Origin of the sequence: Mucilaginibacter gossypii, assembly GCF_017569325.2 — a bacterium.
In the GTDB taxonomy this organism is placed as follows: Bacteria; Bacteroidota; Bacteroidia; order Sphingobacteriales; family Sphingobacteriaceae; genus Mucilaginibacter; species Mucilaginibacter gossypii.
Map to the genome: position 1 here is coordinate 3,014,007 of NZ_CP071878.2, position 26,812 is coordinate 3,040,818.

Below are 26,812 nucleotides of genomic sequence, written 5' to 3' on the forward strand. Positions count from 1 at the left end.
TAACGTCTATAATATGTTTGATGATATCCTAATAAATTTTGGATTAAACGTTTCTGAATACCATATCCGGCCCTTTGGCTCGGGTTTAATAAACTATACTTATAAAATAAGTGGTGCTAACCATTCCTATATTCTTCAGCAAATCAACGTCGCTGTTTTCAAAAGGCCCGATCATATCGACAGCAACCTTGTACTAATCAAAGAATATTTTGACAAACACAATCCAGGTTATTTATTTGTAGCCCCGTTAAAGAATCAAAAAGGGAAATCGATCATTCAAGCCGCCGACGGTAAGTTTTACCGGCTTTTTCCATTTATTGAAGGATCGCATACAGTAAACTTTTTGCAGGATACAAAGGAAGCCTATAGCGCTGCGGTGCAGTTTGGCCGGTTTACCCGTTTGTTAAATCATTTTGACATCAGCAAACTCGAATACACACTTCCGGATTTTCATAATCTAAAATTACGGGTTGCACAGTTTGAACAGGCTTTAAAAACAGCCGAACCCCGAAAACTGGAACAGGCTGCTAAGGAAGTAAAAGCTGCGGATGATCATATCAACATATTGCATACCTATAACCTGTTTACAACCAATAAAGAAATCCCGCTCCGGGTGATCCATCACGATACCAAAATAAATAACGTACTGTTCGACAAAGACCAAAACGCGCTATGTATTGTTGACCTTGATACAGTAATGCCCGGCTATTATTTAAGCGATGTTGGCGATATGATGCGCACCTATTTATCGCCCGCCAACGAAGAGGAAAAAGATCTGGATAAAATTATCATCAGGACAGATTTTTTCAGAGCGATATATAAAGGTTATATGAGCGAAATGAGCAACATCCTTACTGAAACTGAAAAACAGTATTTCACCTTTTCGGGCAAATTAATGATCTATATGCAGGGCCTCCGTTTTTTAACCGATTTTTTAAATAATGATATTTACTATGGTACCCAATATGAAGGGCATAATTTGATCAGGGCTAAAAACCAGTTTAAACTACTTGAAGGTTACATCAATGCCGAACCTGTATTTGCAGAAATAATTGCCGGTGTAGATAAAGAATTACTGACCACCGCCAACGGCATTTAACAGGTCATTCAATCTGTTGGGCCGCACAATGTTACCAACAAACCTTGCACAGGCCTCGCTAAATTCATACTTTCGACGCCCGTATTAGCAGCACCGGCCTAAACCGGGACACGGGAAACAACATTTATGAAAGTTATTATAGCCGAAAAACCATCTGTAGCCAGGGAAATTGCCAAAGTTTTTGGGGCAACTACAAAGAAAGACGGTTATATTGAAGGCAAGGGTTTCACCTTTACCTGGGCTTTCGGTCACCTGCTGCAGCTTGCCGCCCCGCAGGAGTATGGTTATTACGGCTGGAGCGTTCAGCACCTGCCTATGCTGCCTCAAAAGTTTAAGCTTTCCATTCGCAAGGTTAAAACCAAGGATGGTTTGGTGGATGATCCATCAGTAAAAAAACAGCTGGATACCATTCAAAAACTATTTGACGAAGCCACTGAGATCATTGTAGCAACGGATGCCGGGCGCGAAGGGGAACTCATCTTTCGCTATATTTACTATTACTTAAAATGCAAAAAGCCTTTTAAAAGGCTCTGGATCTCATCGCAAACTGATGAGGCTATCAAAGAGGGCTTCCGTAACCTGAAGCCCGGCAGCGATTATGATACACTGTTCAATTCGGCCCATTGCCGTTCCCAGTCGGACTGGCTGGTGGGTATGAACGCCACGCAGGCGCTTAGTCTTTCTTCGGGCATTCGCGGCGCTGTGCTTTCCTTAGGCAGAGTGCAAACCCCTACCCTTGCCATGATCTGTTCGCGGTACCTCGAAAACAAAAACTTCGTACCCGAAACCTTTTACCAGGTAAGTATCCATCCTGATAAAGACGGACAGGTATTTAAAGCGATATCTGCCGAAAATTATAAAACAAAAGAAGAAGCACAGGCCGTACTTGACAAGGTACAGGATGTTGAAGGCGGCTTTCCGCAGGGTGGCCATATTTTACAGGTAGAAGCCAAGCCGCGCAAAGAGCCACCTCCACTATTGCATGACTTGAGCAGTCTGCAGCAGGAAGCCAACAAACGCAAAGGCTTCACTGCCGATCAAACCCTTACCATCCTCCAAAACCTTTACGAAAACAAACTGGTTACCTACCCCCGTACCGGCAGCCGCTATATAGGCGACGATGTTTTTGCAGGCGTACCTGCGTTGATTGAAAAGCTGGAACAACATCCGCTGTTTGGCAAACAAGCCATTGCGTTGGGCAGCGCTACGCTTAACAAACGAAGCGTAAATGCAAAAAAGGTAACAGATCACCACGCCGTGCTTACCACCGGCGAAAACCCGCACCAGCTTTCGGCCGATCAGCAGGCCATTTACGATATGGTGGCCGGTCGTATGCTCGAAGCATTTCATCAGGATTGTATTAAGGAAGTCACAAAAATTGTGGTGCAATCGGGCGCTAAATTCAACGCCAGCGGAACGGTGATCCATACTGCCGGCTGGCGTTCTGTATTTAACGACAAGGAAGACGACAAAAAGGACGAAGAGAACGCAACGCTGCCTAAAGTAACCCAGGGCGAAAACCTCCCGATAACAGCCAAAGCCCTGCTCGAAAAACAAACCAAACCCCGGCCACTATACAACGAAGCCACCCTGCTTAAAGCATTGGAAACGGCAGGCAAAGAGATTGACGACGAAGAGCTGCGTTACGCTATGAAAGACAGCGGCCTTGGAACGCCGGCAACAAGGGCGGCCATTATTGAAACCCTGCTAAAACGCAATTATATTATCAGGGAAAAGAAAAACCTGGTGCCCACCCCTACCGGCATTGCTGTTTATGAAGTAGTAAAAAACCAGCAGATAGCCCAGGCCGAACTTACAGGTACCTGGGAGAAACGCCTCGAAGAGATCCGCTCCGGAGCTTCGGTTACCGAATTCCAGAACGAGATCAAAACCTATACACGGGCTATCACTTCCGAATTACTGGCGCAGGGAAAATCATTAAAAATTCCGGCTGTAGAAGCAGCTGGGAGCAAAGTTACAGCATAAAGGATGGCGACATGAATAGCGCTATCAATAAGAATAACAGGAACCTTAACTGCAACTACTCCGGCGCCGGATAAAACGTTAAGTGTCGATTTTACTTTGGTAATGCGATAAATTTGATATTTGTATGCATAAAAGCTTACATTCATTGCATTATGGATCTAATCACGCTTATGGTAATTACCATTATAGTTTTTATTATAGCATTTGCGGCTTTCAGGTTATTTGATGTTAAGAAGAAAAAGAAGAAACTTGAATTGGAGCGATCAGCAAGGATTTTACCACTTTATAAAAAGGCGGAAGCGGCTGCAGGTTTAACCGCCGAAGATGTTTTGCCCTTTGCCCAAAATCTGCTTACCCGCTACGACACCTTTTTGTATTTAAAAGAACTTGAGGAATTACACTTGTTCCCGGAGGCATACCTTACGCTTATTAAAGGAGCGGAAAGCTCACTAGCCCAATGGCTGGAGTTCCCTACCGAATTGGATGCCTGCCCCGACGAAATTGAACATATTAAACGGGTTACCATTGATTTTGACGGCAGAAACAATTTTATCCACTACGAGGTGTTTAAATACCGTGTAACCCCACCCCACTGGGCTGCTAAAAACGGGTGGATGCTTGGCGTTGTCGGTCCGTTTTTTGACGATAGCAAACCTTATGATTTCCCCGGGGCTACTTTTAGCAGGGTAAACAGTACCATTGATAAAGTAACCCCGGAAGAAGAGGCCAAATGGGTGCACGAAAACATTGGTATGCGGAGGTAAGCGCAACAAGTTTTTGAACCAGACTTACGAAGTTTTAAAAACTTCGTAAGTCTTCAATTCTTAAACTCATTCAGCATCTTTCAATTCAATCCAAACCGGTGCGTGATCACTGGTTTTTTCCCAACCTCGTACATCCCGGTTTACACCTGCAGCTAAAAGACGTTTTTCCAGGTGAGGGCTCAGTAAAAAATGATCGATCCGTAAACCGGCGTTACGGCCGTAGGCATCGCGGAAATAATCGAAAAAGGTATAAATCACTTCGGTAGGATAAATTTTGCGGATAGCATCCGTCCAGCCCTGTTGTACCAGTGTTTTAAAGGCTTCGCGTGTTTCAGGGCGAAAGAGCGCATCATTTACCCATCGCTCCGGTTTATAAACGTCGAGCTCGGTAGGCATAACGTTATAATCGCCGGTTAATACAACAGGTTTATCGGCTGCAAGTAAACCGGCTGCGTGAATTTTAAGGCGTTCAAACCAGCCTAATTTATAATCAAATTTAGGACCGGGGGCCGGGTTTCCGTTGGGCAGGTACAGGCAGCCAATGGTAATACCATCAACAAGTGCTTCAATATAACGGTTATGCTCATCTTCCGGATCGCCGGGAAGTGCCCGGCATACCTCAGTAATTTCCCGGTCTTTTGCCAGTATCGCAACGCCGTTCCAGCTTTTTTGGCCATGCCAGATGGCTCTATAACCTGCGTCAAGTATAGCCTGCTCCGGAAAGTTTTCCTGTGGAGCTTTAAGTTCCTGCAAGCAGGCAACGTCAGGGGATGTTTCCTTTAACCAGCGGAGCAAAACAGGCAGGCGCCCATTTACACCATTTACGTTATACGTAGCTATTTTCATGATGCAATTTAAATAGTTTAGGTTATATCATGCATGTTCCAAAATATTAAAAGCACGGCCACCCATCGCAAGCAATTAGTTGCAATGGTTTATGAGCGGTAAATTATTCCCTTACTTTTCAAACTCATCCGGGTCTACTTCAGGCTGGCTTGGCTCTGGATCGGGGATTTCATTCGGGATATTTTCCGGCGCTTCTTCGGGCATTTCCGGCTCTCCGGGGTCCGTAGGCTGCCTGATTTCTGGCCGCTCCGGGTTTACCGGCATTTCATCTGGCTCGTTTGGCATGGTTTTTTTCTTTGACATATCTTAATAACTGCTAAGGGAATAATTGGTTTTCAGAAAGATCTTTCTTAACCAAAATATCGCTTGCATTTTAAAAATGTTTAATTACATTTGTAGTGTACTACCATACTAATACACTATAAGATGATTCAAATAAGCAATTTGAATTTTAGCTACAACAGCCGGAAGCCGTTGTTCAAAAATCTGAACCTTTCGTTAAAGGCCGGCCACATTTATGGGCTGCTGGGTAAAAACGGAGCCGGGAAATCAACCCTGCTGAAAAATATCGCCGGTCTGGCTTTTCCGCAATCGGGCCACTGCCTTATTAACGGAACAAAAAGCTCAAAGCGACTGGTATCCACTTTACAAGACCTTTATTTTATTGCCGAAGAAGTTCACGTACCGGCATTAACTCCAGGCCAGTTTTTGGCCCGGACAGCAAGCTTCTACCCTGCCTTCAGCATTACCGACTTTTACAGTTATCTGAAAATATTGGATATTGATCCGGATCTGTTAATGACCAGAATGTCATACGGACAGCAAAAAAAGATGATCATCGCTTTCGGACTGGCTACCAATACCAGTGTACTGATACTTGATGAACCCACCAACGGGCTTGATATCCCTTCAAAGGTCCAGTTCAGAAAATTGATAGCATCTGTTTTAAATGAAGAGCGCTGCATCATTATTTCAACCCACCAGGTAAGGGACCTGGATAGCCTTATTGATACGGTTTTGATTTTGGACGATCACCGCATCGTAATTGAGAACTCGATAGATGAGCTTACTGAAAAGCTGTTCTTCGGTGTTTTTAAAGAACTTACCGGGATGAATGTGCTGTACGAAGAAGAAACCCTCATGGGCAAATACGCTATTGTACAAAACACCACCGGCAAGTACGGAAAAATGGACCTTGAGTTATTATTTAACGCAGCAACAACCAATAGCAGCAAATTATTAAACGCACTAAAACCAAGTACAAATCATGAATAATTACTTCAGTTTAAAGCGCTTTGGCCTGTTGTTTATGAAGCACACTGTTGAGCATTACCGCGCCTATTTGATGTCGGCAGCGGTTTTGGCGGGGGTATTTTTACTTGGCGGTTCGTTTGTGTTTTATATGATCCCGGGCCCGGTAGATGCCGGCTTTCAGATGGCCATGTTCGGAGTACTCATGATTATCGCTGGGCCATTATTTACAAGCACTGTTTTTACTGATCTGGGCGATAAGCGCCGGGCAGTTCCAATGTTAACCCTGCCTGCATCACAACTCGAGAAGTTTATGGTCGGCTGGGTTTATTCGTATGTTATATTCCTTTTGGTGTATACAGGTGTTTTTTACCTGGTATTATTTATCCTGATCAATCTCAAACCCTGGCCCGGGCATCAAATTGAAATACTCACCCTGTTTCAGGATAAATTTGTACTGGTGACGATATTGTTTTCGTTGCTGCATGCCGTCACGATATACGGAGCAATCCGGTTCGAAAAATTACACTTTATAAAAACTGGTTTCAGTTTCTTTATTTTTTATGCCCTGCTAATCCTTGTGAATACAGTGTTCGTAAGATTTATTGTTGGCAGGCCAATCAAACCGGTAACGCCTTTTTCATTTCTCAATTTCCAGGATGGTATGAACTTTTACTCCATTGGTTTAAATGCGCAGCAATCTGCCTGGGCTTTTATTGTGGTTCCCATTATATCGCTGTTGATCTGGATAGCGGCATATTTTAGGTTTAAGGAGAAACAGGCTTAAAAAAGACGATAATGGAATTTAAAGATAACGAAGCGATATACCTCCAGATAGCGGCTTTTGTGAGCGATCAGATCCTGATGGGCAAATGGCCCGGCGGGCAAAAGATCCCATCGGTACGTGATATGGCGGTTGACCTGGAAGTAAACCCAAATACGGTTATGCGATCGTACGAATTTTTGCAGGGGCTCGAAATTATTTATAACAAACGCGGCCTGGGTTTATTTGTGGCAGAGGATGGCTTTGACAAAGTAAAAGCTTACCGCAAAGAAAACTTTGTGCGTCAGAACTTACCCGAACTTTTTAAAAACATGTACCTGTTAGGTATATCAATAGATGAGATCAGCCTGCAATATCAACATTTCCAGGCGCAACAAAATAATGAATTAAACCAGGCAAGCAGCGATGAAAACAAGCAATAAATTCTTCCTTACCGCGGTATTGTTACTGTTAGTTTCGGTTGGGATCTATGACTTTCAGCTGAAAGCAGAATATTTTAAAGGTGAGTATAAAAACCCTTATAATGGCTTTAATAACCTAAATTTTCGAAATTTCAAGGTTATTGAGCTTGGTTCATCGACGGCTATCAATATTATGCTGGTTCAGGGACCATTCAAAGTACTTGCTGACCCTGCCGCCATGGAGTTCATGAAAATTGAACAACGGCACGATTCGCTCTTTATTCGTGCCGCGTTTAAAGATAACTTTCATAATGTACAAGCCTCAAACGTTCTGTACATATCCATGCCGCAATTAAACGCGTTTTACGCCGATGCAAAATATAAGGCAGGCGACACTCAAATTGTCGATACCACTGCCGCGCAAGACTTCAAATGGCGCGCTACTACCATCAGTGGTTTCAGCGGGGACGGGCTCAACATTATCCAGGACAATGCCTCCACCGTCTTACTAAAAAACAACAAGTTTAACATAGTAAACGCCATTATCGGTAAAAGCAACAATAGTGCTTCAAATCTATCTATTGAAGCAGGCAACCAATTCAATAAAACCAACCTCGATATCCGGAATAAAAGCCGCTTATGGATCAAGGACGATAGCCTCAGCAACATAACCTATAAACTTGCCGACAGCGCTAAACTCATACTTAACGGAAATACAAGGATGATCCGTAATAATAAATAACCAAAACTTAGCAAATCATGAAATTAGTAATCAACTCGCTATCAAAAACCTATGCCAACGGCGTACATGCTTTAAAAGATGTTTCGCTGACCCTGAATAATGGCATGTTTGGCCTGCTTGGCCCAAACGGCGCCGGTAAATCATCACTGATGCGTACCATAGCCACCCTACAGGAGGCCGATAAAGGCAGCATTTTTTTAGATGAGCTGGATGTATTGAAAAACAAAACCGAAGTAAGGCAGCTACTCGGGTACCTGCCACAGGAGTTTGGTGTTTACCCCAAAATATCGGCCGAACGAATGCTCGACCATATTGCCCAGCTTAAAGGGGTTGGCAACAACGCCGAACGCAAAGACCTTGTGCTTCAATTACTGGAAAACGTAAACCTTTATAAAGACCGGAAAAAGCACCTTGGCACCTACTCCGGCGGTATGAAACAGCGTTTTGGAATAGCACAGGCATTAATCGGTAACCCTAAACTTATTATTGTTGACGAACCCACAGCGGGCCTTGACCCGGCTGAGCGAAACCGTTTTTACAACTTGCTTAGTCGTCTGGGTGAAAATACCATCGTAATCCTGTCGACCCATATTGTTGAGGATGTAAGTACGCTTTGCGCCAATTTTGCCATTATTTGCCAGGGCGAGGTTTTATACGCAGGTGACCCGGAAAGCGCAGTAAATGAATTAAATGGAAAAATTTACAGCAAGGTGATCACCCAATCAGAACTGGGCTTTTACAAAGATGATTACCAGGTGATATCAACGCAGCTTAAAACCGGCAAACTCCATATCCGCATTATAAACGAAGCCGACCCCGGCAACGGTTTTATCAGCAGCACGCCAAACCTGGAAGATGTGTACTTCAGCAACATCGCCACACGTATAGATGTAGATACCATTTAAAACTACTATAAACCAATAGTTTATGTTCCTTAAAATATTTCTGTTCGAGATCCGGAATCGGGTCCGCAGGCCAGCCGTTTACCTTTATTTTTTGGCAGCACTGATATTTACAGTGTTCACTTTTTCAACAGGCTCGTTACCATTAGGCGAAAAAGAGCACATCAACGCGCCTTATGTACTTGCGTTGTGGTGTTCGGGCATCACAATGATGATGACGCTTGTGAGTTCATCAATTATGGGCACTGCCTTATACCGCGACATTGAATACAACACAAAAGATTATTACCTAACCTACCCTATCACCAAAGCAGGCTATTTCTGGGGCCGTTACCTGGGCTCGTTCGTTTTCATGGTCCTGATCTCAACAGCGGTTATCATTGGCGCCTTCATAGGCACCAAACTGGGCCCTGCTATGGGATGGACGGATGCAAAGCAATACGGCCCCAATAGCCTCATTTACTACCTGCACCCATTTTTCACTATCGGGCTGCCTAACGTTTTATTTACATCTTCATTATTTTTTGGACTTGTAGCCATCACACGCAATGTAAAGGTTATTTACTTTGGCGGTATCCTGCTGTTTCTTTTTTACTTCATCGCGTTGTTTTTCCTTAACCACATTAACAACCCCACGGTAATAAACCTCAGCGATCCTTTTGGGCTTAACGGTATCAGGATGCAAACCAGTTCTTCAAGCACCATTGAGCAAAATACTACCTTATTCCCGGTTACCGGTACGTTTATGCTCAACCGTGTATTATGGGGCGGTATTGGGATAGTTATTGTGCTTTTCACTTATTTCAGGTTTAGCTTTGAGCGTTTCTTTAGCGGCAGGCGTGATAAGGCTGCTATTGACGAGGCAGGCACAAAAACTAAAACCCAGTTAACTATTAAACCAGTTGTTAGCTTTACAGGCAAATACAACAGGAATACCTTATACAACCTGGTAAAAGTTGAATTGCTGAATATTATCCGCGATAACTACTTCTGGATCATATTAATCGCTGGCAGCTTATTCCTTGGCTTTGTATTCTGGCTTGGCGATAACAGGAATGGCGTACCTGATTTTCCGCGTACGGTTACCTTGCTCGCAATCTTTAATGAAGCTTTTCCATTCTTTATTTTCTTCATCCTGATGTTTTATACCGGCGAAACCCTGCACCGCGACAGGACTACCCGCTATGCATTTATAAATGATTCCCTCCCGCCTCCAAACTGGATCCTGAACGGATCGAAGCTAATCACCTTATTGCTTATTGGCACCGGCTTATCCATCCTACCCATATTAACCGGGGTTATCGTTCAATTACTAAAGGGTTATCACACATTGAATCTATCAGTGTACTTTCTCTACATAGCCTACATATTGCTGCCCGCTTTGCTGCAGATGGTTGTTTTTTGCTATGTTGTGCACGTTGTTATCAACAACAAATTTGCAGCCCATGGCATAGGCGTGTTTTTATGGGTGATTGTTTTCTTTTTGCGCAAAACCGGCACTTTTGATTATAATCTATTGCTGTACTCGTACACCCCATCTTCGGGAATATCTGATATGACCGGCATAGGGCATATGGCAGCGCCCATTAGCTGGTTCAACCTTTACTGGATGCTATTTGCGGGTTTGCTGATCATTGTTTCGGGATTATTTTATTACCGGGGGGTAACCTCATCTTTTAAAGAGCGATTACGTTTATTGCCCCAGCGTTTTAACAGCAGCACAGCTTTGATCACCGTAATACTGACTATAGCTTTTTTAGCTGTTGGTGGGTGGAATTATTATAACGTAAGTTTTTTAAACAGCTACCTTATCAAAAGCGAAAACACAGCCAGGGCAGTGATGTATGAAAAAACCTTGAAAAAATATGAGCACCTTCCCCTGCCTAAAGTAACCAGCATAAAAATGCAGGTTGAGCTTTACCCGGATAAACAACAGGTAGCCACACACGCATGGGTAACCATCACCAATAAAAATAAAGCTGCCATATTACAGATACTGCTCGACGGCGATGAGCTCACCAATTATTCGCTTAAAACCAATGGCACATTAGTTTCGTTTACTACCCCGCTTCTTTATCCCCGTGGATTTTTCAACTGGTTCAGGCCGAAAACTGATACTGCCGAATTTCGGTTATACAAGTTCATAAAACCGCTAATGCCGGGCGATTCATTAACATTAGAGATCAACTCAGAAATAGTGCATAAAGGATTTACCAATGGCATGTATGCTGCGGCTCTCATTAACAACGGCACATTTTTTAACGGTGGATTACCGGGCCTTGGGTATGATGAAGATGATGAGCTAAGCAGCCCTTACGAACGCAAAAAAGCAGGTTTGCCCGAAAAAAAGGAAGAGGAAACGCAGCAAAATGACCCCGGGGGCATAAGCACCTTAAAAGCAGGAAGAGCTGCTGACCTTTTTAAACTGGATGTAACCGTTGGCACCCTGGCCGATCAAACCGCTATCGTACCCGGCCGGCTCGTAAAACAATGGCAGCAAAACGGTCGTAATTACTTTCACTATGTGCAGGATAAACCGGGTATGTACATGCCGATGGGCATTATATCAGAGAGACTCGCCGTAAAAAAAGCGACCGTTCAACTGGACCATATCATAAATATCGAGGTATATTATAATCCTGAACACAGCACCAATATCGACAGGTATATTGCGGCTTATAAAGATGGCTTAACTTATTACAGCAAGGTTTATGGTGCCTATCCGTTTAATGATATCCGACTGGTGGAGACGTCTGTTTACGGTCCGCAGGATGCCTCCATGACAACGCTGGACACTTACGCAGAATACTTTGGATGGAATGCCGATTTCAGGGATCCTAACAGTTTTGACTATTGTTATGCCAATACAACCAGACTGTTATCACAACAATGGTGGCGTTTTCAAACAGCACCAAACAGCACTGTAGGCAGCCTGGTGATCCCCGAAGGGTTGTCAAACTACGATCAGTTGGTAATGTCAGAACATAAATATGGCAAGGATAACATGCGCTATATTGTTTTAGATCAGTTATGGTATTACCTTTTTATCAGGAGGCACCTTAATGAAAACGAACATCCTTTAATAAAAGCCAACAATTGGTTTTTATGGGGAGGCAAGGCAAGCGTGGCACTGTATGGCCTGCGCGACCTGATTGGTGAAGACAGCCTGAACGTAGCCCTGCGCGAATTTAAAAAGACCTATACTTTTAAAAAAGATGGCCCGTTTGCCGGTGCCAATAACCTTTACCAATGTCTCCAAAAACATGTACCCGATTCGCTGCAGTACTACCTTACCGATACCTGGCAAAAGATTACACTATATGATAACAGGGTGGTTGAAGCAAGCAGTCAACCCACAGGTAATAAAAATGAATATAAAGTTACGTTAAAGCTTGATATTGATAAAGTTTGGAAAGACGCCAAAAACAACGATATCCCGGCCATAAACATGAACGATTATATTGATATCGGAATCTTCGGCAAGCAGGTTCAAGGTGCCGGTAACCGCATGGTGAGTAACACCTTATACCTTAAAAAGTATAAGCTTAAACACGGGTTACAGCAATTTAGTGTTATTGTTAAGGGTAAGCCTGCCTCTGTAGGAATTGATCCCTTCAGTAAACTCATTGACAGAAATCCTAACGATAATATTAAAGACCTTTAAAACTAAAGCGGGGTTACGCAAAACATAACCCCGTTTTTCATGATCTTGAAAGCTGTTAAAAAACATTAATTGCCGTTGGTTTTAACCAACGGTAAAAGACAAAAAAGTTCTGGCTTTAGCCCAATTATACACGCGGGTTTGGGCTGAAGCCCTCTTATCACGACTCATTATTCCCTTGGTTAAAACCAACGGCAATGAAGTTTTATCTACCTATAAACGACAATTTCCAAATGTAGAGACGCATCACATGCGTATCCCGCATGCAATTTATGCGTGCTCACTTATTAAACACGCCTTGTCCTTCGGAAGACGCAATTATGCGTCTCTACAAAAATTCTTTCTTCCATTTTCAAACAGCATCTCACCAAATATTACTGCTTAAATAATTTGTTCTCCCCTTCTATTTCAACATTAGCCTGTTCAACTACGGCCTTGTATTCGTAATCGGCTTTTAGTGGAATGGTCGCTTCAAAAGTGCCATCAGTCTTAATATTTACCCAGGTGCCGGCTGTCCACTTACCTGCATATAAAGTTTCTACCTGCCCATGGTAAGGGCGATAATCAAACCGGGCCCTTTTTACCGAAATACTTTTGTAGTTCAGAATTTTACCTTTTAAAACTGCACAGGCCTTTGTTTTTGAACTTGCTCCTGTTTCAACAATGGCGGCTTCTTTAAAAACAGGGGCAACATTTTCCAGTTTAATCACTACCGGATTAGGCCAGCGGTGGTCGTCATAAATACGCTGCGCCTTCACAACAGATACTTCAAGCCCCTTATCGGTTTGTTTATACCTGCAGCTTACATCATCAGTTTTATATTCAATAACCTTACTATTTTGCCCCAATACACTAACCTGAGTTTTAATAGTGGCGATGGCCGAACGGATCAGAAAAGTTTTGCGGGCCCCCTCCTTCCAGCCGGCAGCGTTTGTAACAATAGCGTAAAGTGTATGCCCGTTTTTAGCGGTAAACCAGGTGTCGCCCTCCTTGCTAATCACCCAGCTTCGCACGCTATCAATACATTCACGGTTAACAAAATACCATGCCGACATTTCCCTTAGCCGCTCTTCCTGCTCAATGGGCAATGCCCCATCAGGCTTCGGACCAACGTTCAGCAACAGGGAGCCGCCTTTTGCCCTTGCTTCAATCAATAACCCTATTAACTGGCTACCAGATTTATAGCGTTCATTAGTTGGCTGATATCCCCAGGCCGTGCCCATAGTGATGCATGACAGCCATGGTTCGTTGATCATAGCACCGGGCATGATCTGCTCAGGCGTTTTGATGGCACCCCTGGTTATCAGCAAATCGGGTTGTAACTTCCAGCAGGTTTGCTTTACCACTTCCTTTGGATCGCCGTCAATAAAAAGTACATCTATTTTACCGTAATTGGTCATCAGCTCTTCGCATTGCTTCCGGGTGTATTCGTCATACTCATGGCGGGTTTGGGCATCCATCTTAACATCAGTACGACTAAGAGGTATATGATGGTCTCGCAAAAAGTTAAAGTCCTCGGGCGAAAAATAAAATCCTACCTGCAAACCTGCTTCGCGAGTGGCATCCACAAACTCTTTTAACAGATCTTTCTTGTATGGTGTATGCGTTATACTAAAATCGGTTGTTTTGGTATCCCACATACAAAAACCCGAATGATGCTTGGTAGTGAATACGATGTATTTCATTCCGGCCAGTTTTGCCAGCGTTGCTATCTGGTGCGGATCGAACTTCGAGGGATCAAAAGTTTTGGGCAGCTCATTAAAATAACGGTTTACGTAATCATCACTTGCGCCAACCAGCGAGTGACTGATCACCACTCCCAACTGGCTATCCATACTAAAATGTATAAACAAACCCAACCCTGTATTTTTAAGCCATAGCTCGCGTTCGGGCTTGTTCAGGTTATAATTACTGGCGTTATCATCTTTAACCAGATCATTTTGTGCTGACGCAGTTTGGATTCCACACAGTACCAAGAGAAAAAAAAGGTATTTCTTATACATCAAAAAGCCGTTTAAAAAAATCAGGGAAGGCCCCACGCCCTCCCCGATACAACATCAATTAATCAAACTTAAACACTATTGTTTATCCCACCATATCCTGGTTAAAAAATCATCCGAACCTTGCCGTGCAAGGGCAGCAGCGTATGATGCAGCATTAAGGTTTTGCTCGCTAACCGGGTACAGCATCCGCCTGAATATTTTACCGCCGGTAGCATTACCAACATAATTATTAGGCACAAGTGCGGGGTAACCGGTACGCCTGTAGCTTGCAAAAACCTCCTGGGCATCAGGAAATATGCCAACCCAAAACTGGGTATAGATCTGCTCCATTTTTTGATCAAGCGTGCCACTTGTATTAAAAGGGTGCGCGTTAATGTATGAGTTGATCTGGGCCGTTGTAATAGTACCTGCACTACCTGCAATGATGCTCCATTGACGCATGGAGGCTGATATGCCATTCTGATATAATGATTCGGCAGTGGCGGCAGTATACCATCCCCTTGCCGCAGCTTCAGATAACAGGAAGTAGCTTTCGGCAGCTGTAAAAACAAGCCTCGGAGAATTTAACAGTAATATAGTTTTAGGATTAGGCTCCGAATAGGTTACAAAATCGGCAGGTTTGGCATTCAATCCTGATGACATACCTTTTTGAATAGCCGAAGTTGTATCAGCCACACCACCGTTCCATACTACAGATACCACAGCCAAACGCGGGTCCTTATTGGCTTTCAGATAATTAATAAACACATCCTGGTATTTACCGCCTTCAGTGTTAGTGCTGCCGTTACCTGCTATGTAGTCATTATTATAAAGGTCAAGCGCCAAAGGGTTTTTGTTGATATCCTGACCTGCGCCAACGTAAGCCACCTTGGCAACATCTGCATCGTCCAGAATAACGCCGCCTGCTATGGCTTTTGCAGCCCAAGTTTGAGCCTGGGCAATATCAACTTTGGTCATGCGCATGGCACACCTGAGCATGAGTGAATAGGCAAACTTTTTCCATTTTACGGTATTGCCACCGTAAATTAAATCAGCCGAACCAAAGGTTGCTTTGGCAGCATCAAGGCTTTGGGCTGCCTGGTCAAGCTCTTTCAATAAATCGGCATAGATATCTTTTTGCGCATCATAAGCCGGCTTATATATGGCCTTGTTATAACCCTGAGCAGCCTGCGAATATGGGATATCGCCATACAAGTCGGTAAGCCTGCTAAAGCAATACACTTTCCAGATCCTCGCTTCGGCCTGCAGGTTTACCAGTGAAGCATCGGTGCCAATGGCCTTCAAAACCTCACCTAATTCGTTGATCTCATTAGGATAAGCATTGGTGAAAGCTGCCGCCGACTGCGGGCCCTGGCTCAATACATATTTTGACCCGAAACCGGCCACGTCATTAAAACTGGTGGTGTACTGCATGGTGCCCAGTAACAAATCAAGCATGCGGGCTGTGCCATCATACTGGGCTTTGGTAAAAATGTACTGTGGTACCGCTTTTGATGATGCATCAGGGTTGATGTTTAGCGTATCAAAGTTTTTAGTACACGATTGTGTGGCGATAATGCCAAGCATTATCAGTGCGTAATAAATATATTTGGTTAAATGTCTTTTCATCGTATTCAATTTAATTGTTAAAACTTAACAGCCAGGTTTACACCAAGTGAACGTGTACGCGGTAAGCCAATAGACTCGAAGCCCTGAGTTTTACTATTGGTAAGGCTTTGCTCCGGATCGAAATTATCTGTCTGCTTATAAATAGTCCAAAGGTTCCTGGCCACAAAAGATATACTCGCCGACTGGATTTTAACTTTATTTAAAAGGCTTGTTGGAAGTGCATATGACAGGATAACCTGACGAAGTTTGACAAAGCTGCCATCGTGCAAAAACAGCTCGGAATACGTTTTGTAATTATCATAGTATGACCTCAGGCCACTTACAGGTACCGTGCGGGTGTAAGGAGCACCAGTTTGATCAACACCGTTCAATACTAAGCCGTTTTCCCTTCCCGGCAACGTTGATTTCATTAAGCCCAAACGAGTGGCGTAAACTTCCATAACCGAAAACACCTTGTTACCAAACTTACCGTCAACCAAAAAGCTTAACGAAATTCTTTTATACCTGAATTCGTTGTTTAAACCCATGGTAAGCGGGGCAACGCTTTTACCTAACTGTTGCAGCGGGGTTTGTACCGGTAAACCTGTTGTAGCATTAAATACTACAGTACCATTACCATCCCTTTGCATGCGGGTACCCACCAGCATGCCAAAGGGCTTACCTTCAATGTTATCTAAAATACCCCAGTTACCTACCGAAGTAGCCAGCTGAATGGTATTAAGGCCGGGGGCCAGCTTAACCACTTTATTATCATTATAGGCTACATTATAACTCGCGCTCCAGGTAAAACTGCTCGTTTTTACAGGCGTACCATTCAATAATACCTCAATACCCTTGTTGCTTACCTGACCAACGTTCAGGATCACGTTATTATAACCCGATGTTGAAGAAATTGCTGTATTTACAATGTCATTGGTTGTTTTACGATCATACAGCGTAACATCCAAGCCTAAACGGTTCTTAAGCATCTGCAATTCAAAACCACCTTCAAATGTTGTTGAAGTATATGGTTTAAGAGTGCTGTTGGTAATATTATTACTGGTTACATTTTGCAGCGGCTGCCCGGCACTTGGCACATTACTGTAAGTAAGGTTGATAGCATATGCATCAGGATCGCCGCCGCCTACCTGGGCCCATGAGCCACGAAGTTTTACAAGATTAAAAAAATCAGGGAGTTTAACCGCATCCGAGAGGATGAAGCTTCCGCCCACGCTTGGGTAAAATATACTGTTGCTTTTAGGACTAAGCACTGAAAACCAATCTTTCCTGCCGGTGAATGATAGGAACACCAGGCTCTTATAGTCAAAATCAGCCGAACCAAAAACCGAGTTGGTCACAATCTTGGCATTGTATGGTAGGGTTGATGAAACCGCAAGATTGGTGAAGCTGTAAAAATATGGAATGGTAAATTGCGAACCATTAAGCGTTAGCTGATTGGTTGTGTATTTACGGCTGTTTACGCCACCCAGAACATTTACATTTAAATCACTGATGATCTTTGTTTTATAACTAACGGTCGCTAATTCATTAGTTTCAGATACATCTGATTTGATACCGGCGTACTGGCCATTAGGGATATATAATGTACCTGTTGGCAATATGTTGGTATAATTATAGTTAAAAAAGTCGCGGCTGATGGTGGCTTTGAAAGTAAGGTTTTTTACGGGAGAGTAAATAACCGACCCCTGGCCAATAAAACGGTTCTTCACATCATCTTCCTTGTATTTATTAATCACAAAATAACCGTTTGATGCAATGGATGCATCATTCCAGATCTGCTCGTTGCCCAAAGCATCGTAACCCGGCTTAAGCCAGCGTACGTCAACGGTATTGGCAACCTCAAGCGGTGTCCAGTTGGGGTTACCCAATGCATCGCCTGCGCCGGTACGATTATGGCCGGTTTCAACGTTGTACTGGGCCAACGCTTCAATAGATAGCTTGTCGCTCAGTTTACCGTTCAGGGCAAGGTTAAAAGTTTTACGATCATAGGTTGTACCCGGTAAAATACCTTTACTATTGAGATCGGCAGCCGAAAATCTGTAGGTAAAAGCCTCGTTACCGCCTAAAAATGCAAGGCTGTTGGTATAAGTGCTTCCTGTTTGATAGTAATTTCTAAGGTTATTTTTCTGTGCAACATAAGGATGGGTATTCCCGTCAACAGCTACATAATCGGTTGAGCCATCAATTTTTGAACCCCACGAGCGCCTTCCGCTTGCCTGTGCGGCTGCCAGCGTGGTTGGTTTTACGCCGCCATCGCCCTGCCCATACTCGTATTGGTAATCAGGGAATACAGCTACGTTATCATAGGTAGCCGTAGAGTTAAATTCTACACCCACACCTTTCTGGATCCGGCCTTTTTTGGTGGTGATCAAAATAACACCATTTGCTGCACGTGAGCCATAAAGGGCCGCAGCTGTACCACCTTTAAGTACACTTATCGACTCAATATCATCGGGGTTTATGGCCGCTATACCATCACCGCGGTCAACGTTATTGGTAATGCCATTAACTGTAGCAGGGCCACCGGGTACGCTGTTATCAATCGGCATACCGTTCACCACATATAACGGCTGGTTATCACCTGCAAGGCCACCGTTACCCCTGATCACCACGCGGCTTGAACCACCCGGACCGGTTGATAAACCTGCTGCGTTAACACCGGCTACTTTACCGGTAAGCGCATTGGCTACGTTATTTTCGCGGGCCTGAGTAAACTCTGTACCCTTAACCTCGGTCACCGAATAGCCCAATGATTTTTTTTGCTTGCTGATACCAAGCGCGGTAACTACAACCTCATTAAGTGCTTTGTTATTGGGGGCCAGTTTAATTTGTAAAGGCGATGCAGGATCGTTTACGGCAACCTCTTCCTGATTATATCCTATAAAGGCAACCACCAGGGTTAAAGGCTTGCCCGCATATTTATCAGGCACCACCAGTTTGAAACTACCCGTAATATCTGTAATTGCGCCTACCTTGTTATCTATTTTTAAATAAACCGATGCGCCAACAACCGGCTGACCATCGCCTGCATCCACTACCTTACCTGTTAATGTAACTGCTGCAACAGATACATTGTTCGGGGTGAGGTCCTTTACTGTAAAAATTGAGATCTGGTTATCATTTATCTTACGATATGTTAACTGAAAGGCCGATAACAATTGTTTCAGATTATCGTCAAGTGTTAACTGGCTGATGTTGCTTGTTAAATTTGCGGGTACAAACTTATTATCAAGCAAACCTTCCTGGTAAGCTATCTGCACGTTGAATTGCTTTTTCAGGTTATCCAGTGCATCCTTCAAAAGCACTTTGCTTTCAACAGCCTGCGGGGTCGAATAACCGAAGCTTTTTGCGTGGATCCTGTTGTTACTGGTTAGTGCCATTTGGGCAAAACCGTAAACTGACTGGCCGAGCAAAACCATCAGGAAACAGCAACATCTAAAAAAATTTGATGAGTCGAGTTTTCGCATAAAATGTTTGGTTAGGGGTTTTAGTTTTGTTTAGTAATAGTGATATTTTTATCGGTGCGTATAATTTTCACAGGTAGTGTGGTAGATATCGTCTCAATCAGTTCTTCAACACTGGGTACATTGATTTCGCCCTCTATTTTTAGATTAGCCAAATCCGGGGTTGAAAAATCAACATGATAGCCGTAATCATCGGTCATGATCTCGCTGATCTGCGCCAGGGTGGCATCATTAAATAAAAGCTGGTGTTTTGTCCATTTGGTGATCTTTTCAGGAGCCGCCAGTTTGGTACGGGCCAGCAGTTTTTTATGGCCGTACTCAATATAATCGCCGGGCTTCATTACCAGCGATTCATTTTTTGATACCGGATTGATATAATCCAATCTGATTTTTCCGGATACCAGACCAACATTGGTTTTATCGTGGCGGTTACGTACGTTAAATGTTGTCCCTAAAACCTCAATGTTTACATCGCTGCAATGCACAATAAACCTTTCGGTAGTTTTTATGTGGCGTGGATCTTTATTGATATGCTTTACATTAAATAAAGCCTCGCCTGTAATCCAAACTTCCCTCGAATTTTTATCCCAGTTGTCGGAGTAAGCTAACTTTGAATTGCCATTAAGCACAACGGTTGAGCCATCGGGCAATGTAACGGTACGCAGCTCGCCAAAAGTGGTGTCAATTTCATTTTGCCTGCCTTTAATGAGCCATAAGGAAATGCCGATAGACGATACCAGCAATAACATTGCAGCGATACGGAGGAACCTGCTTAGTGTGAATATCTTTGGTTTAGCCTGGTCTATTTGCAGTGTTGATTCAATCCTGAGCCAAACTTTTGATTGATTAGCCTCATTGGTAAAAACATCCTGTTTACGGTATGCTTTAATAATTTTTGAAGCTTCGGCTATTATTTCTTTCTGCTGCGGATATTCTGCTGCAACTTGCTGCCAAAAAACAGTATCGTTATGTGAAGGGCTAATCACAAAACGGAGAAAATCATCGTCCTCTAAAAAATCCGGCAGGCTATAATTACTGTATTTGGTAATCTGCATTGGTTATAAGGTATTATTTACTCCTTATAGACAGCAGCCTACCCTAATTATCCCTACAAACCGAAAAAAAATTTAATTTTTAATGAGTATTTACGCAAAAGCATGAATACAGGGCTAAAACAATAGCCAATTTGGATGTTTTGAGTACATCCTGAAGGTTATCAAAAGCTTTATAGATCAGTTTATAGGCCGAACTAATATTTATTTCCATAATATCGGCAATTTCATCATAACCTAAACCCTCATAAAAACGCAGATATATAATTTCTTGCTGCCGTGCCGGCAAAGCTTTTACATGAAATTTAATTTTCTTTTGTAACTCCTGTTCTTCCTCATCGGCCATGATCTGCTGATCGAATGAAATTTCAAAAGGAAAATTATGTTCAGCTTCATCTTCGAGGTCAACAAAGCGCGATCTTGATTGCAGCTTACGAAAAATAATGCTGCGCAATGATTTGAATAGGTAGTTTTTTACTGAAGCTGGATTTCCAAGCCCTGCCCTGTTTGTCCAAAGCCTGATAAAAAGATCATGTATGGCATCTTCAATTACGTTAACGTCCCTGGTAAATTTGTGCCCGTAATTATTGAGGATTTTAAAATACTGGTTATACAGTTGCGTGTAGGCATCCCAATTGCCTTCTTTAAAAGCAAGCCAGACAGCAGTATTATGATCGTCATGAACAATTTGTTCGTGAGACATAGCTTAACCAGGGGATAAAACGTTTTACAATTGAAATCAGGTACAATGTAATAATTATAACAATAAATTTACACCTAATTAAAAATCAATAATACAATTAAATTGATATAAAATTGCTTTTGCCGGAATCGAAGAAGTTATCGCCAAAAAGTCACACCCTTTTGACAATGGTAAACACTCAAATATTTCAATTTTTAAAATAACTTAGCCCATATCAATATTGCCTGATATTTAAAAACCGATTGCCACGCTAAATTATGTTTGAATCAGTTACTATTAAGGATATTGCCAAGGCTTTGGGTGTGTCAACATCAACGGTATCAAGGGCGCTGAACGGAAGCTACGAAATAGGTACCGAAACCAAAAAGCTTGTCCTTGAGTACGCTGAAAAAATTAACTATCGGCCCAACCCTATCGCTTTAAGCCTTAAAGAGCAAAAAAGCCACTCCATAGGCGTGGTGGTTTGCGAGGTGGCAAATGATTATTTTTCGCAGGCTATTAATGGCATCGAATCTATTGCTTATAACCGTGGATACCATGTTATCATTACCCAAACGCATGAGTCATTTGACAGGGAAAGTGCCAATGTAAAACACCTGCTCTCAAGGCATGTGGATGGATTGCTGGTGTCACTATCAGCCCAAACAACTGATACTTCCCAATATAAATACCTGCTGGATAAGGGTTTTCCTATTGTATTTTTTGACAGGGCGGCGCCTGACCTGAATACTCACAAAGTGATAGCCAATAATTTTCAGGGATCATTTAACGGCACCGAAGCTTTGATCAATTCGGGTTTTACCAAAATAGCACATCTCACCAATTCAAATAATCTGCTTATAAGCCACGAGCGCTTTGAAGGTTATAAGGCTGCACTTGATAAACACGGTATCGAGTTCAGGCCCGAATACCTTAAACATTGCAACCATGGCGGCATGATCCACGACGAAGTGGAGATTGTGCTGAAAGAGTTGCTGGCATTGGATGATAAACCGGAGGCTATTTTTAGTGGCAGCGACAGGCTCACCATCAGCAGTATATCGATATTAAAAAAATGGGGCTTAAAAGTACCGGGAGATATCGCTATCGCAGGCTTTACCAACTCGGACGTGGTTGATCTGTTCGATCCACCATTAACTGTTGTACGCCAGCCCGCCTTTCAGATTGGGCAAATGGCTACAGAAATGCTTATTAAAACCATAGAAAGCAAATGGCCGGTTGAAGAGTTTACTACCGAAAAGGTGGAAACGCAATTGATTGTGCGGTCGTCGTCGGTGAGGTATTGAGAAGATGAAGAACAACTTAAAATATTGATGTTTAAACCCCATGTCATTGCGAGGAGCGGCGCGGGCAAACGCATCTGGGGCGACGTGGCAATCTCGTAGCTAGTCAAATCTGATATGCATTGACGACGAGATTGCCACGCTGCGCTCGCAATGGTACCCTTTTCCAACACAAAGACAAAGCTTAACCATTTATACCACCGTTACCTTCACCCCCTTTTCTTCCAGCATATTGAGCATTGCCGGGCTTATACCGCTATCAGTAATAATTTCATTGATTTGATCAAGGGCACAAATTTTGGCCAGGCCCCGCTTACCAAATTTGGTGCTATCGGCCAACACAATGGTAGTTTGAGCAGCATTGATCATTTTTTGATTGAGCCTGGCTTCGGATAAATTTGTGGTAGTCAATCCTATGTCAGGATCGATACCATCTACTCCTAAAAACAATACGCCACATAACATATCATCCAGCATCAGTTCGGCATAATTACCGGTTACCGATGAGGATGTGTTTCGCATTTGCCCGCCCAATTGAACAATATCAACCTGCGGATGCTGCAAAAGTTCAAGCGCTACCGGCAAAGCTGCGGTGACTACCGTAAGATGCTTATTGGGCTGCATGGCACGGGCAAGGGCAAGCATCGTAGTGCCGGAGGCTATGATAACTGAATCATTGGTATCTAACCTTATCGCTGCTTCTGCGGCAATTTTTCTTTTTTCGGGGCCGTTCAGTTTCTCCTTTTCGGCCACCGGCCTGTCATTAGCATAAGGGTTTGTTTTACTTGCACCACCATGCGTTCTGAAAAGCAGGCTTTTATCTTCCAAAAGTTTCAGGTCCTTTCGGATGGTAACTTCCGAAACGCTTAGCTGATGGCTCAGGTCCTGCACATTTACAAAACCATCTGTATCAACTTTTTGCAGGATAAACTTATGCCGGTCGGTGTTTTTACTCATAATCGCTAAATTAAACAGAAAAATTGACTGTAATGTTTTGCAAAGCTCACTGTGCTCCGTGTTAGCCAAATGTAACCAAATAAAATTATTTTTCATTTCATTTAGTTTTATTTTATTTCGATTTTGTATTTTTGAATAAATATCGGAACAAAATGAATCAATTTACAAGAGAGGCCAACCTCAGCCACCTTAACGATACCGAAAAGATCTGGGACTTGGTCATCATAGGCGGCGGGGCTACGGGGCTTGGCGCTGCAGTTGATGCAGCTTCGCGCGGTTTCGCTGTGTTATTACTTGAACAAGCCGATTTTGCCAAAGGAACATCGAGCCGCGCTACCAAACTGGTTCATGGTGGGGTGCGTTATTTAGCACAGGGCGATATAGGCCTTGTGCGTGAAGCTTTACGCGAACGGGGACTATTATTGAACAACGCTCCACATCTTGTAAAAAACGAAAGTTTCATTATCCCCAATTACTCCTGGTGGGACGGTGTTTTTTATACTATCGGCCTCAGCCTTTATGATTTGCTCGCCGGTAAACTAAGCTTTGGCAGAGCAAAGCATATTTCAAAAAAAGACACCATTAAACGTTTGCCCGGCATACAGGAAAAAGGGCTTCACGGTGGTGTTGTTTATCATGACGGGCAATTTGATGATTCGCGGCTTGCAATTAACCTGGCGCAAACAGCCATTGAGCAAGGCGCAACTTTACTGAATTACTTTAAAGTAACCGGATTGACCAAAGACACAAACGACAAAATTACGGGCGTAAAAGCTACCGACATTGAAACCGGCAACAGCTATCAATTAAAAGCAAAAACGGTGATCAATGCTACCGGCGTATTTGTTGACGACGTACTAAAAATGGATACGCCGGAGAAAAAACCGATGGTTAGGCCAAGCCAGGGTGTACACCTTGTGCTCGACCGTTCATTTTTACCGGCGGATGATGCCCTGATGATCCCTAAAACGGAAGACGGGCGCGTGCTTTTTGCGGTTCCGTGGCATGAGAAATTATTAATAGGTACTACGGATACCCCTATCGACTCGCACAGCCTGGAACCTGTAGCCTTGGATGAAGAAGTGGAATTTATATTAAGAACCGCCGGCAAATACCTCAGCAAAGCCCCTACCCGTAGAGATGTTTTAAGTGTATTTGCAGGCTTACGACCACTTGCTGCCCCACAGGATGGATCCTCAAAAACAAAGGAAATTTCTCGGAGCCATAAACTGATCGTTTCCGCATCAGGGTTAATTACCATAACAGGCGGCAAGTGGACCACCTACCGCAAAATGGCAGAAGATATTGTTGATAAAGCAATTGAGGTTGGCGGTCTAAATAATATACCGTGTAAAACTGCCTCCTTATCTATCCATGGCAGTCGCCCCAACCCCGACCGCACAAACCCAATGTTTGTTTATGGTGCCGATATTGAAAACGTTTTGGCTTTGTACAAAGAGAATCCGAACTGGAAAAACCTTGTTCATGCCGAAGGTAGCTACACTAAGGGCGAAGTGATCTGGTCGGTAAGAAATGAAATGGCGCGCACCGTTGAAGATATATTGGCCCGCCGTACCCGTGTGCTTTTTTTAGATGCCCGTTTGGCTGTCGAAATGGCTCCCGAAGTAGCACACCTCATGGCCGGCGAATTGGGGAAAGATGCTGCATGGGAGACGGCACAGGTTAAAGCATTTAACGAAACAGCAAAAAATTATATACTAACACCACATTAAAATAAAATTTAATGTGATATTCAACAAATAAACCAAGGTAAACCAAACCAAATTATGCAGGAATACATTTTAGCGCTCGATCAGGGTACTACCAGCTCACGGGCCATAATTTTTGATCATGCAGGCAAAATTATTGCTTCGGCACAAAAAGAATTTAAGCAGCATTTTCCCAAACCCGGCTGGGTTGAGCATGACCCTAACGAGATTTGGGCTGGGCAGATAGCAGTAGCCGTGGAGGCCATCGCGAAAGCAGGCCTTGGCGGCGGCAATATCAAAGCTATAGGCATAACTAACCAACGCGAAACCACCATAGTATGGAACCGCAAAACCGGCGAACCCATCCACAATGCCATTGTTTGGCAGGACAGGCGCACTGCTGCCTTTTGCGATGAGCTAAAACAAAACGGTCATAGCGAAATGATCCGCGATAAAACCGGCCTGGTAATCGATGCTTATTTTTCCGGCTCAAAAGTTAAATGGATCCTGGATAATGTGGAAGGTGCTAGAGCGCAGGCAGAAGCCGGCGAACTGGCCTTTGGAACGGTTGACAGCTGGCTCATCTGGCAGTTAACCCGCAGCGAAGTACACGCTACCGATGTAACCAATGCCGGCCGTACCATGCTGTTCAATATCCGCACACAACAGTGGGACGAGGAGTTGTTACAACTGTTCAACATCCCAAAAAGTATCTTGCCCGAAGTAAAACAGTCAAGCGAGCTGTACGGACAAACCGCCAATAATTTGTTTGCGCAACGGATCCCGATAGCAGGCATAGCAGGAGATCAGCACGCGGCTTTATTCGGGCAAATGTGTATTGATAAAGCTATGGTTAAAAACACCTATGGCACAGGCTGTTTTATGCTGATGAATATCGGGCATAAGTTTATCAAATCAAAAAACAACCTGCTTACCACCATCGCCTGGAAAATAAACGGCGAAATCACCTACGCTTTTGAAGGCAGCATTTTTATAGGCGGCGCGGTAGTACAATGGCTGCGCGATGGCCTGGGCATTATCAAAACATCCGCTGATGTTGAAAAGCTGGCCACATCAGTAAAAGATACCGCGGGTGTTTACTTTGTCCCTGCATTCGCTGGCCTGGGTGCCCCCTACTGGGACCCGGAAGTTCGGGGGGCTATAGTTGGTTTAACCAGGGGTGCTACAGCAGCCCACATTTCAAGGGCCGCATTATCATCAATAGCCTACCAAACCATGGATGTGCTTAAAGCGATGGAAGCTGATGCAGGCATGGAGATAAAAGAACTGCGTGTAGATGGCGGCGCAACAGCCAATAACCTGCTGATGCAGTTTCAATCAGACGTATTAAACTGTAAAGTGATCCGGCCCGAGGTTACCGAAACTACAGCACTTGGTGTAGCCTATATGGCCGGACTGGCTGTAGGATATTGGAAAGATATAGCCGAAATTCAGCACTTGTGGGCCGCCGAAGCGGAATTTACTCCGGCTGACGATCTTGATGAAGTCAAATCGGGCATTGCGGGTTGGAAACGTGCGGTAAGCACGGCTCAATGCTGGTCAAATTCCGGGCATCCTGTAACAGTTATTTAATATC

At 43.6% G+C, this 26,812-nt stretch carries 20 protein-coding genes; 12 read left to right on the top strand and 8 right to left on the bottom strand.

The genetic code is table 11. The features are described 5' to 3' along the window. The first annotated feature begins 13 nt into the window (after positions 1-13). From J3L18_RS12620 to J3L18_RS12630, 3 genes are all read left to right on the top strand, one after another. Complete coding sequence (locus tag J3L18_RS12620) at positions 14-1,099, top strand: phosphotransferase enzyme family protein (RefSeq protein WP_129568793.1); 1,086 nt, start codon at positions 14-16, stop codon at positions 1,097-1,099. A 126-nt stretch (positions 1,100-1,225) separates the two neighbouring features. Beyond that, complete coding sequence (locus J3L18_RS12625; RefSeq protein ID WP_129568794.1) at positions 1,226-3,085, top strand: DNA topoisomerase 3; 1,860 nt, start codon at positions 1,226-1,228, stop codon at positions 3,083-3,085. Between the two features lie 152 nt (positions 3,086-3,237). Next, the gene (locus J3L18_RS12630; RefSeq protein WP_129568795.1) at positions 3,238-3,849 is read left to right on the top strand and encodes a hypothetical protein; all 612 of its coding nucleotides are present in this window, start codon (positions 3,238-3,240) and stop codon (positions 3,847-3,849) included. Between the two features lie 66 nt (positions 3,850-3,915). On the opposite strand, the gene xth is transcribed toward J3L18_RS12630, so the two are convergent. Next, the gene (xth, locus tag J3L18_RS12635) at positions 3,916-4,695 is read right to left on the bottom strand and encodes an exodeoxyribonuclease III (RefSeq protein ID WP_129568796.1); all 780 of its coding nucleotides are present in this window, start codon (positions 4,693-4,695) and stop codon (positions 3,916-3,918) included. Between the two features lie 111 nt (positions 4,696-4,806). Beyond that, entirely contained in the window at positions 4,807-4,998 is a 192-nt protein-coding gene (locus J3L18_RS12640; protein ID WP_129568797.1) for a hypothetical protein, read from the bottom strand. Between the two features lie 123 nt (positions 4,999-5,121). Between J3L18_RS12640 and J3L18_RS12645 the strand changes: the two genes are divergently transcribed. The 6 genes from J3L18_RS12645 (at position 5,122) to J3L18_RS12670 (ending at position 12,439) form a co-directional block, all read left to right on the top strand. Beyond that, positions 5,122-5,970: an ABC transporter ATP-binding protein gene (locus J3L18_RS12645; protein WP_129568798.1), complete on the top strand. Its 849-nt coding sequence runs from the start codon at positions 5,122-5,124 to the stop codon at positions 5,968-5,970. After that, complete coding sequence (locus J3L18_RS12650) at positions 5,963-6,733, top strand: hypothetical protein (RefSeq protein ID WP_129568799.1); 771 nt, start codon at positions 5,963-5,965, stop codon at positions 6,731-6,733. The genes J3L18_RS12645 and J3L18_RS12650 overlap by 8 nt, the downstream gene beginning before the upstream one ends. A gap of 11 nt (positions 6,734-6,744) precedes the next feature. Beyond that, on the top strand, positions 6,745-7,152 hold the full coding sequence (locus tag J3L18_RS12655) for a GntR family transcriptional regulator (RefSeq protein ID WP_129568800.1): 408 nt from the start codon (positions 6,745-6,747) through the stop codon (positions 7,150-7,152). Then, positions 7,136-7,873, top strand: a complete 738-nt coding sequence (locus tag J3L18_RS12660) for a hypothetical protein (RefSeq protein ID WP_129568801.1) — start codon at positions 7,136-7,138, stop codon at positions 7,871-7,873. Before J3L18_RS12655 ends, J3L18_RS12660 begins: the two co-directional genes overlap by 17 nt. A gap of 17 nt (positions 7,874-7,890) precedes the next feature. Beyond that, positions 7,891-8,778 carry an ABC transporter ATP-binding protein gene (locus J3L18_RS12665; RefSeq protein ID WP_091168203.1) on the top strand — a complete coding sequence of 296 codons (888 nt, stop codon included), beginning with the start codon at positions 7,891-7,893 and terminating at the stop codon, positions 8,776-8,778. A gap of 91 nt (positions 8,779-8,869) precedes the next feature. After that, positions 8,870-12,439, top strand: coding sequence for an ABC transporter permease/M1 family aminopeptidase (locus J3L18_RS12670; RefSeq protein WP_129568802.1), 3,570 nt, complete (start codon positions 8,870-8,872; stop codon positions 12,437-12,439). Positions 12,440-12,810: 371 nt separating this feature from the next. On the opposite strand, the gene J3L18_RS12675 is transcribed toward J3L18_RS12670, so the two are convergent. The 5 genes from J3L18_RS12675 to J3L18_RS12695 all read right to left on the bottom strand — a co-directional run bounded on the left by J3L18_RS12675 (position 12,811) and on the right by J3L18_RS12695 (position 21,266). After that, entirely contained in the window at positions 12,811-14,439 is a 1,629-nt protein-coding gene (locus tag J3L18_RS12675; protein WP_129568803.1) for an alpha-L-fucosidase, read from the bottom strand. Between the two features lie 75 nt (positions 14,440-14,514). Continuing rightward, positions 14,515-16,047, bottom strand: coding sequence for a SusD/RagB family nutrient-binding outer membrane lipoprotein (locus tag J3L18_RS12680; RefSeq protein WP_129568804.1), 1,533 nt, complete (start codon positions 16,045-16,047; stop codon positions 14,515-14,517). 17 nt (positions 16,048-16,064) lie between these two features. Next, entirely contained in the window at positions 16,065-19,514 is a 3,450-nt protein-coding gene (locus J3L18_RS12685; protein WP_129568805.1) for a SusC/RagA family TonB-linked outer membrane protein, read from the bottom strand. 20 nt (positions 19,515-19,534) lie between these two features. Then, a complete protein-coding gene (locus tag J3L18_RS12690) occupies positions 19,535-20,566 on the bottom strand; it encodes a FecR family protein (protein ID WP_129568806.1) in 1,032 nt (343 codons plus the stop codon). A 79-nt stretch (positions 20,567-20,645) separates the two neighbouring features. Further along, positions 20,646-21,266, bottom strand: coding sequence for an RNA polymerase sigma factor (locus tag J3L18_RS12695; RefSeq protein ID WP_129568807.1), 621 nt, complete (start codon positions 21,264-21,266; stop codon positions 20,646-20,648). Positions 21,267-21,523: 257 nt separating this feature from the next. Between J3L18_RS12695 and J3L18_RS12700 the strand changes: the two genes are divergently transcribed. Next, entirely contained in the window at positions 21,524-22,552 is a 1,029-nt protein-coding gene (locus J3L18_RS12700) for a LacI family DNA-binding transcriptional regulator (RefSeq protein WP_129568808.1), read from the top strand. A 189-nt stretch (positions 22,553-22,741) separates the two neighbouring features. Here J3L18_RS12700 and J3L18_RS12705 read toward each other — a convergent pair whose 3' ends face one another. Further along, positions 22,742-23,506 (bottom strand): DeoR/GlpR family DNA-binding transcription regulator, encoded by a 765-nt coding sequence (locus tag J3L18_RS12705; protein WP_129568809.1) that lies wholly within the window; start codon positions 23,504-23,506, stop codon positions 22,742-22,744. 152 nt (positions 23,507-23,658) lie between these two features. Between J3L18_RS12705 and J3L18_RS12710 the strand changes: the two genes are divergently transcribed. Both J3L18_RS12710 and glpK read left to right on the top strand, forming a co-directional pair. Further along, the gene (locus J3L18_RS12710) at positions 23,659-25,239 is read left to right on the top strand and encodes a glycerol-3-phosphate dehydrogenase/oxidase (RefSeq protein ID WP_129568810.1); all 1,581 of its coding nucleotides are present in this window, start codon (positions 23,659-23,661) and stop codon (positions 25,237-25,239) included. Positions 25,240-25,293: 54 nt separating this feature from the next. Next, positions 25,294-26,808, top strand: a complete 1,515-nt coding sequence (gene glpK / locus J3L18_RS12715; protein WP_129568811.1) for a glycerol kinase GlpK — start codon at positions 25,294-25,296, stop codon at positions 26,806-26,808. Positions 26,809-26,812 lie beyond the last annotated feature (4 nt).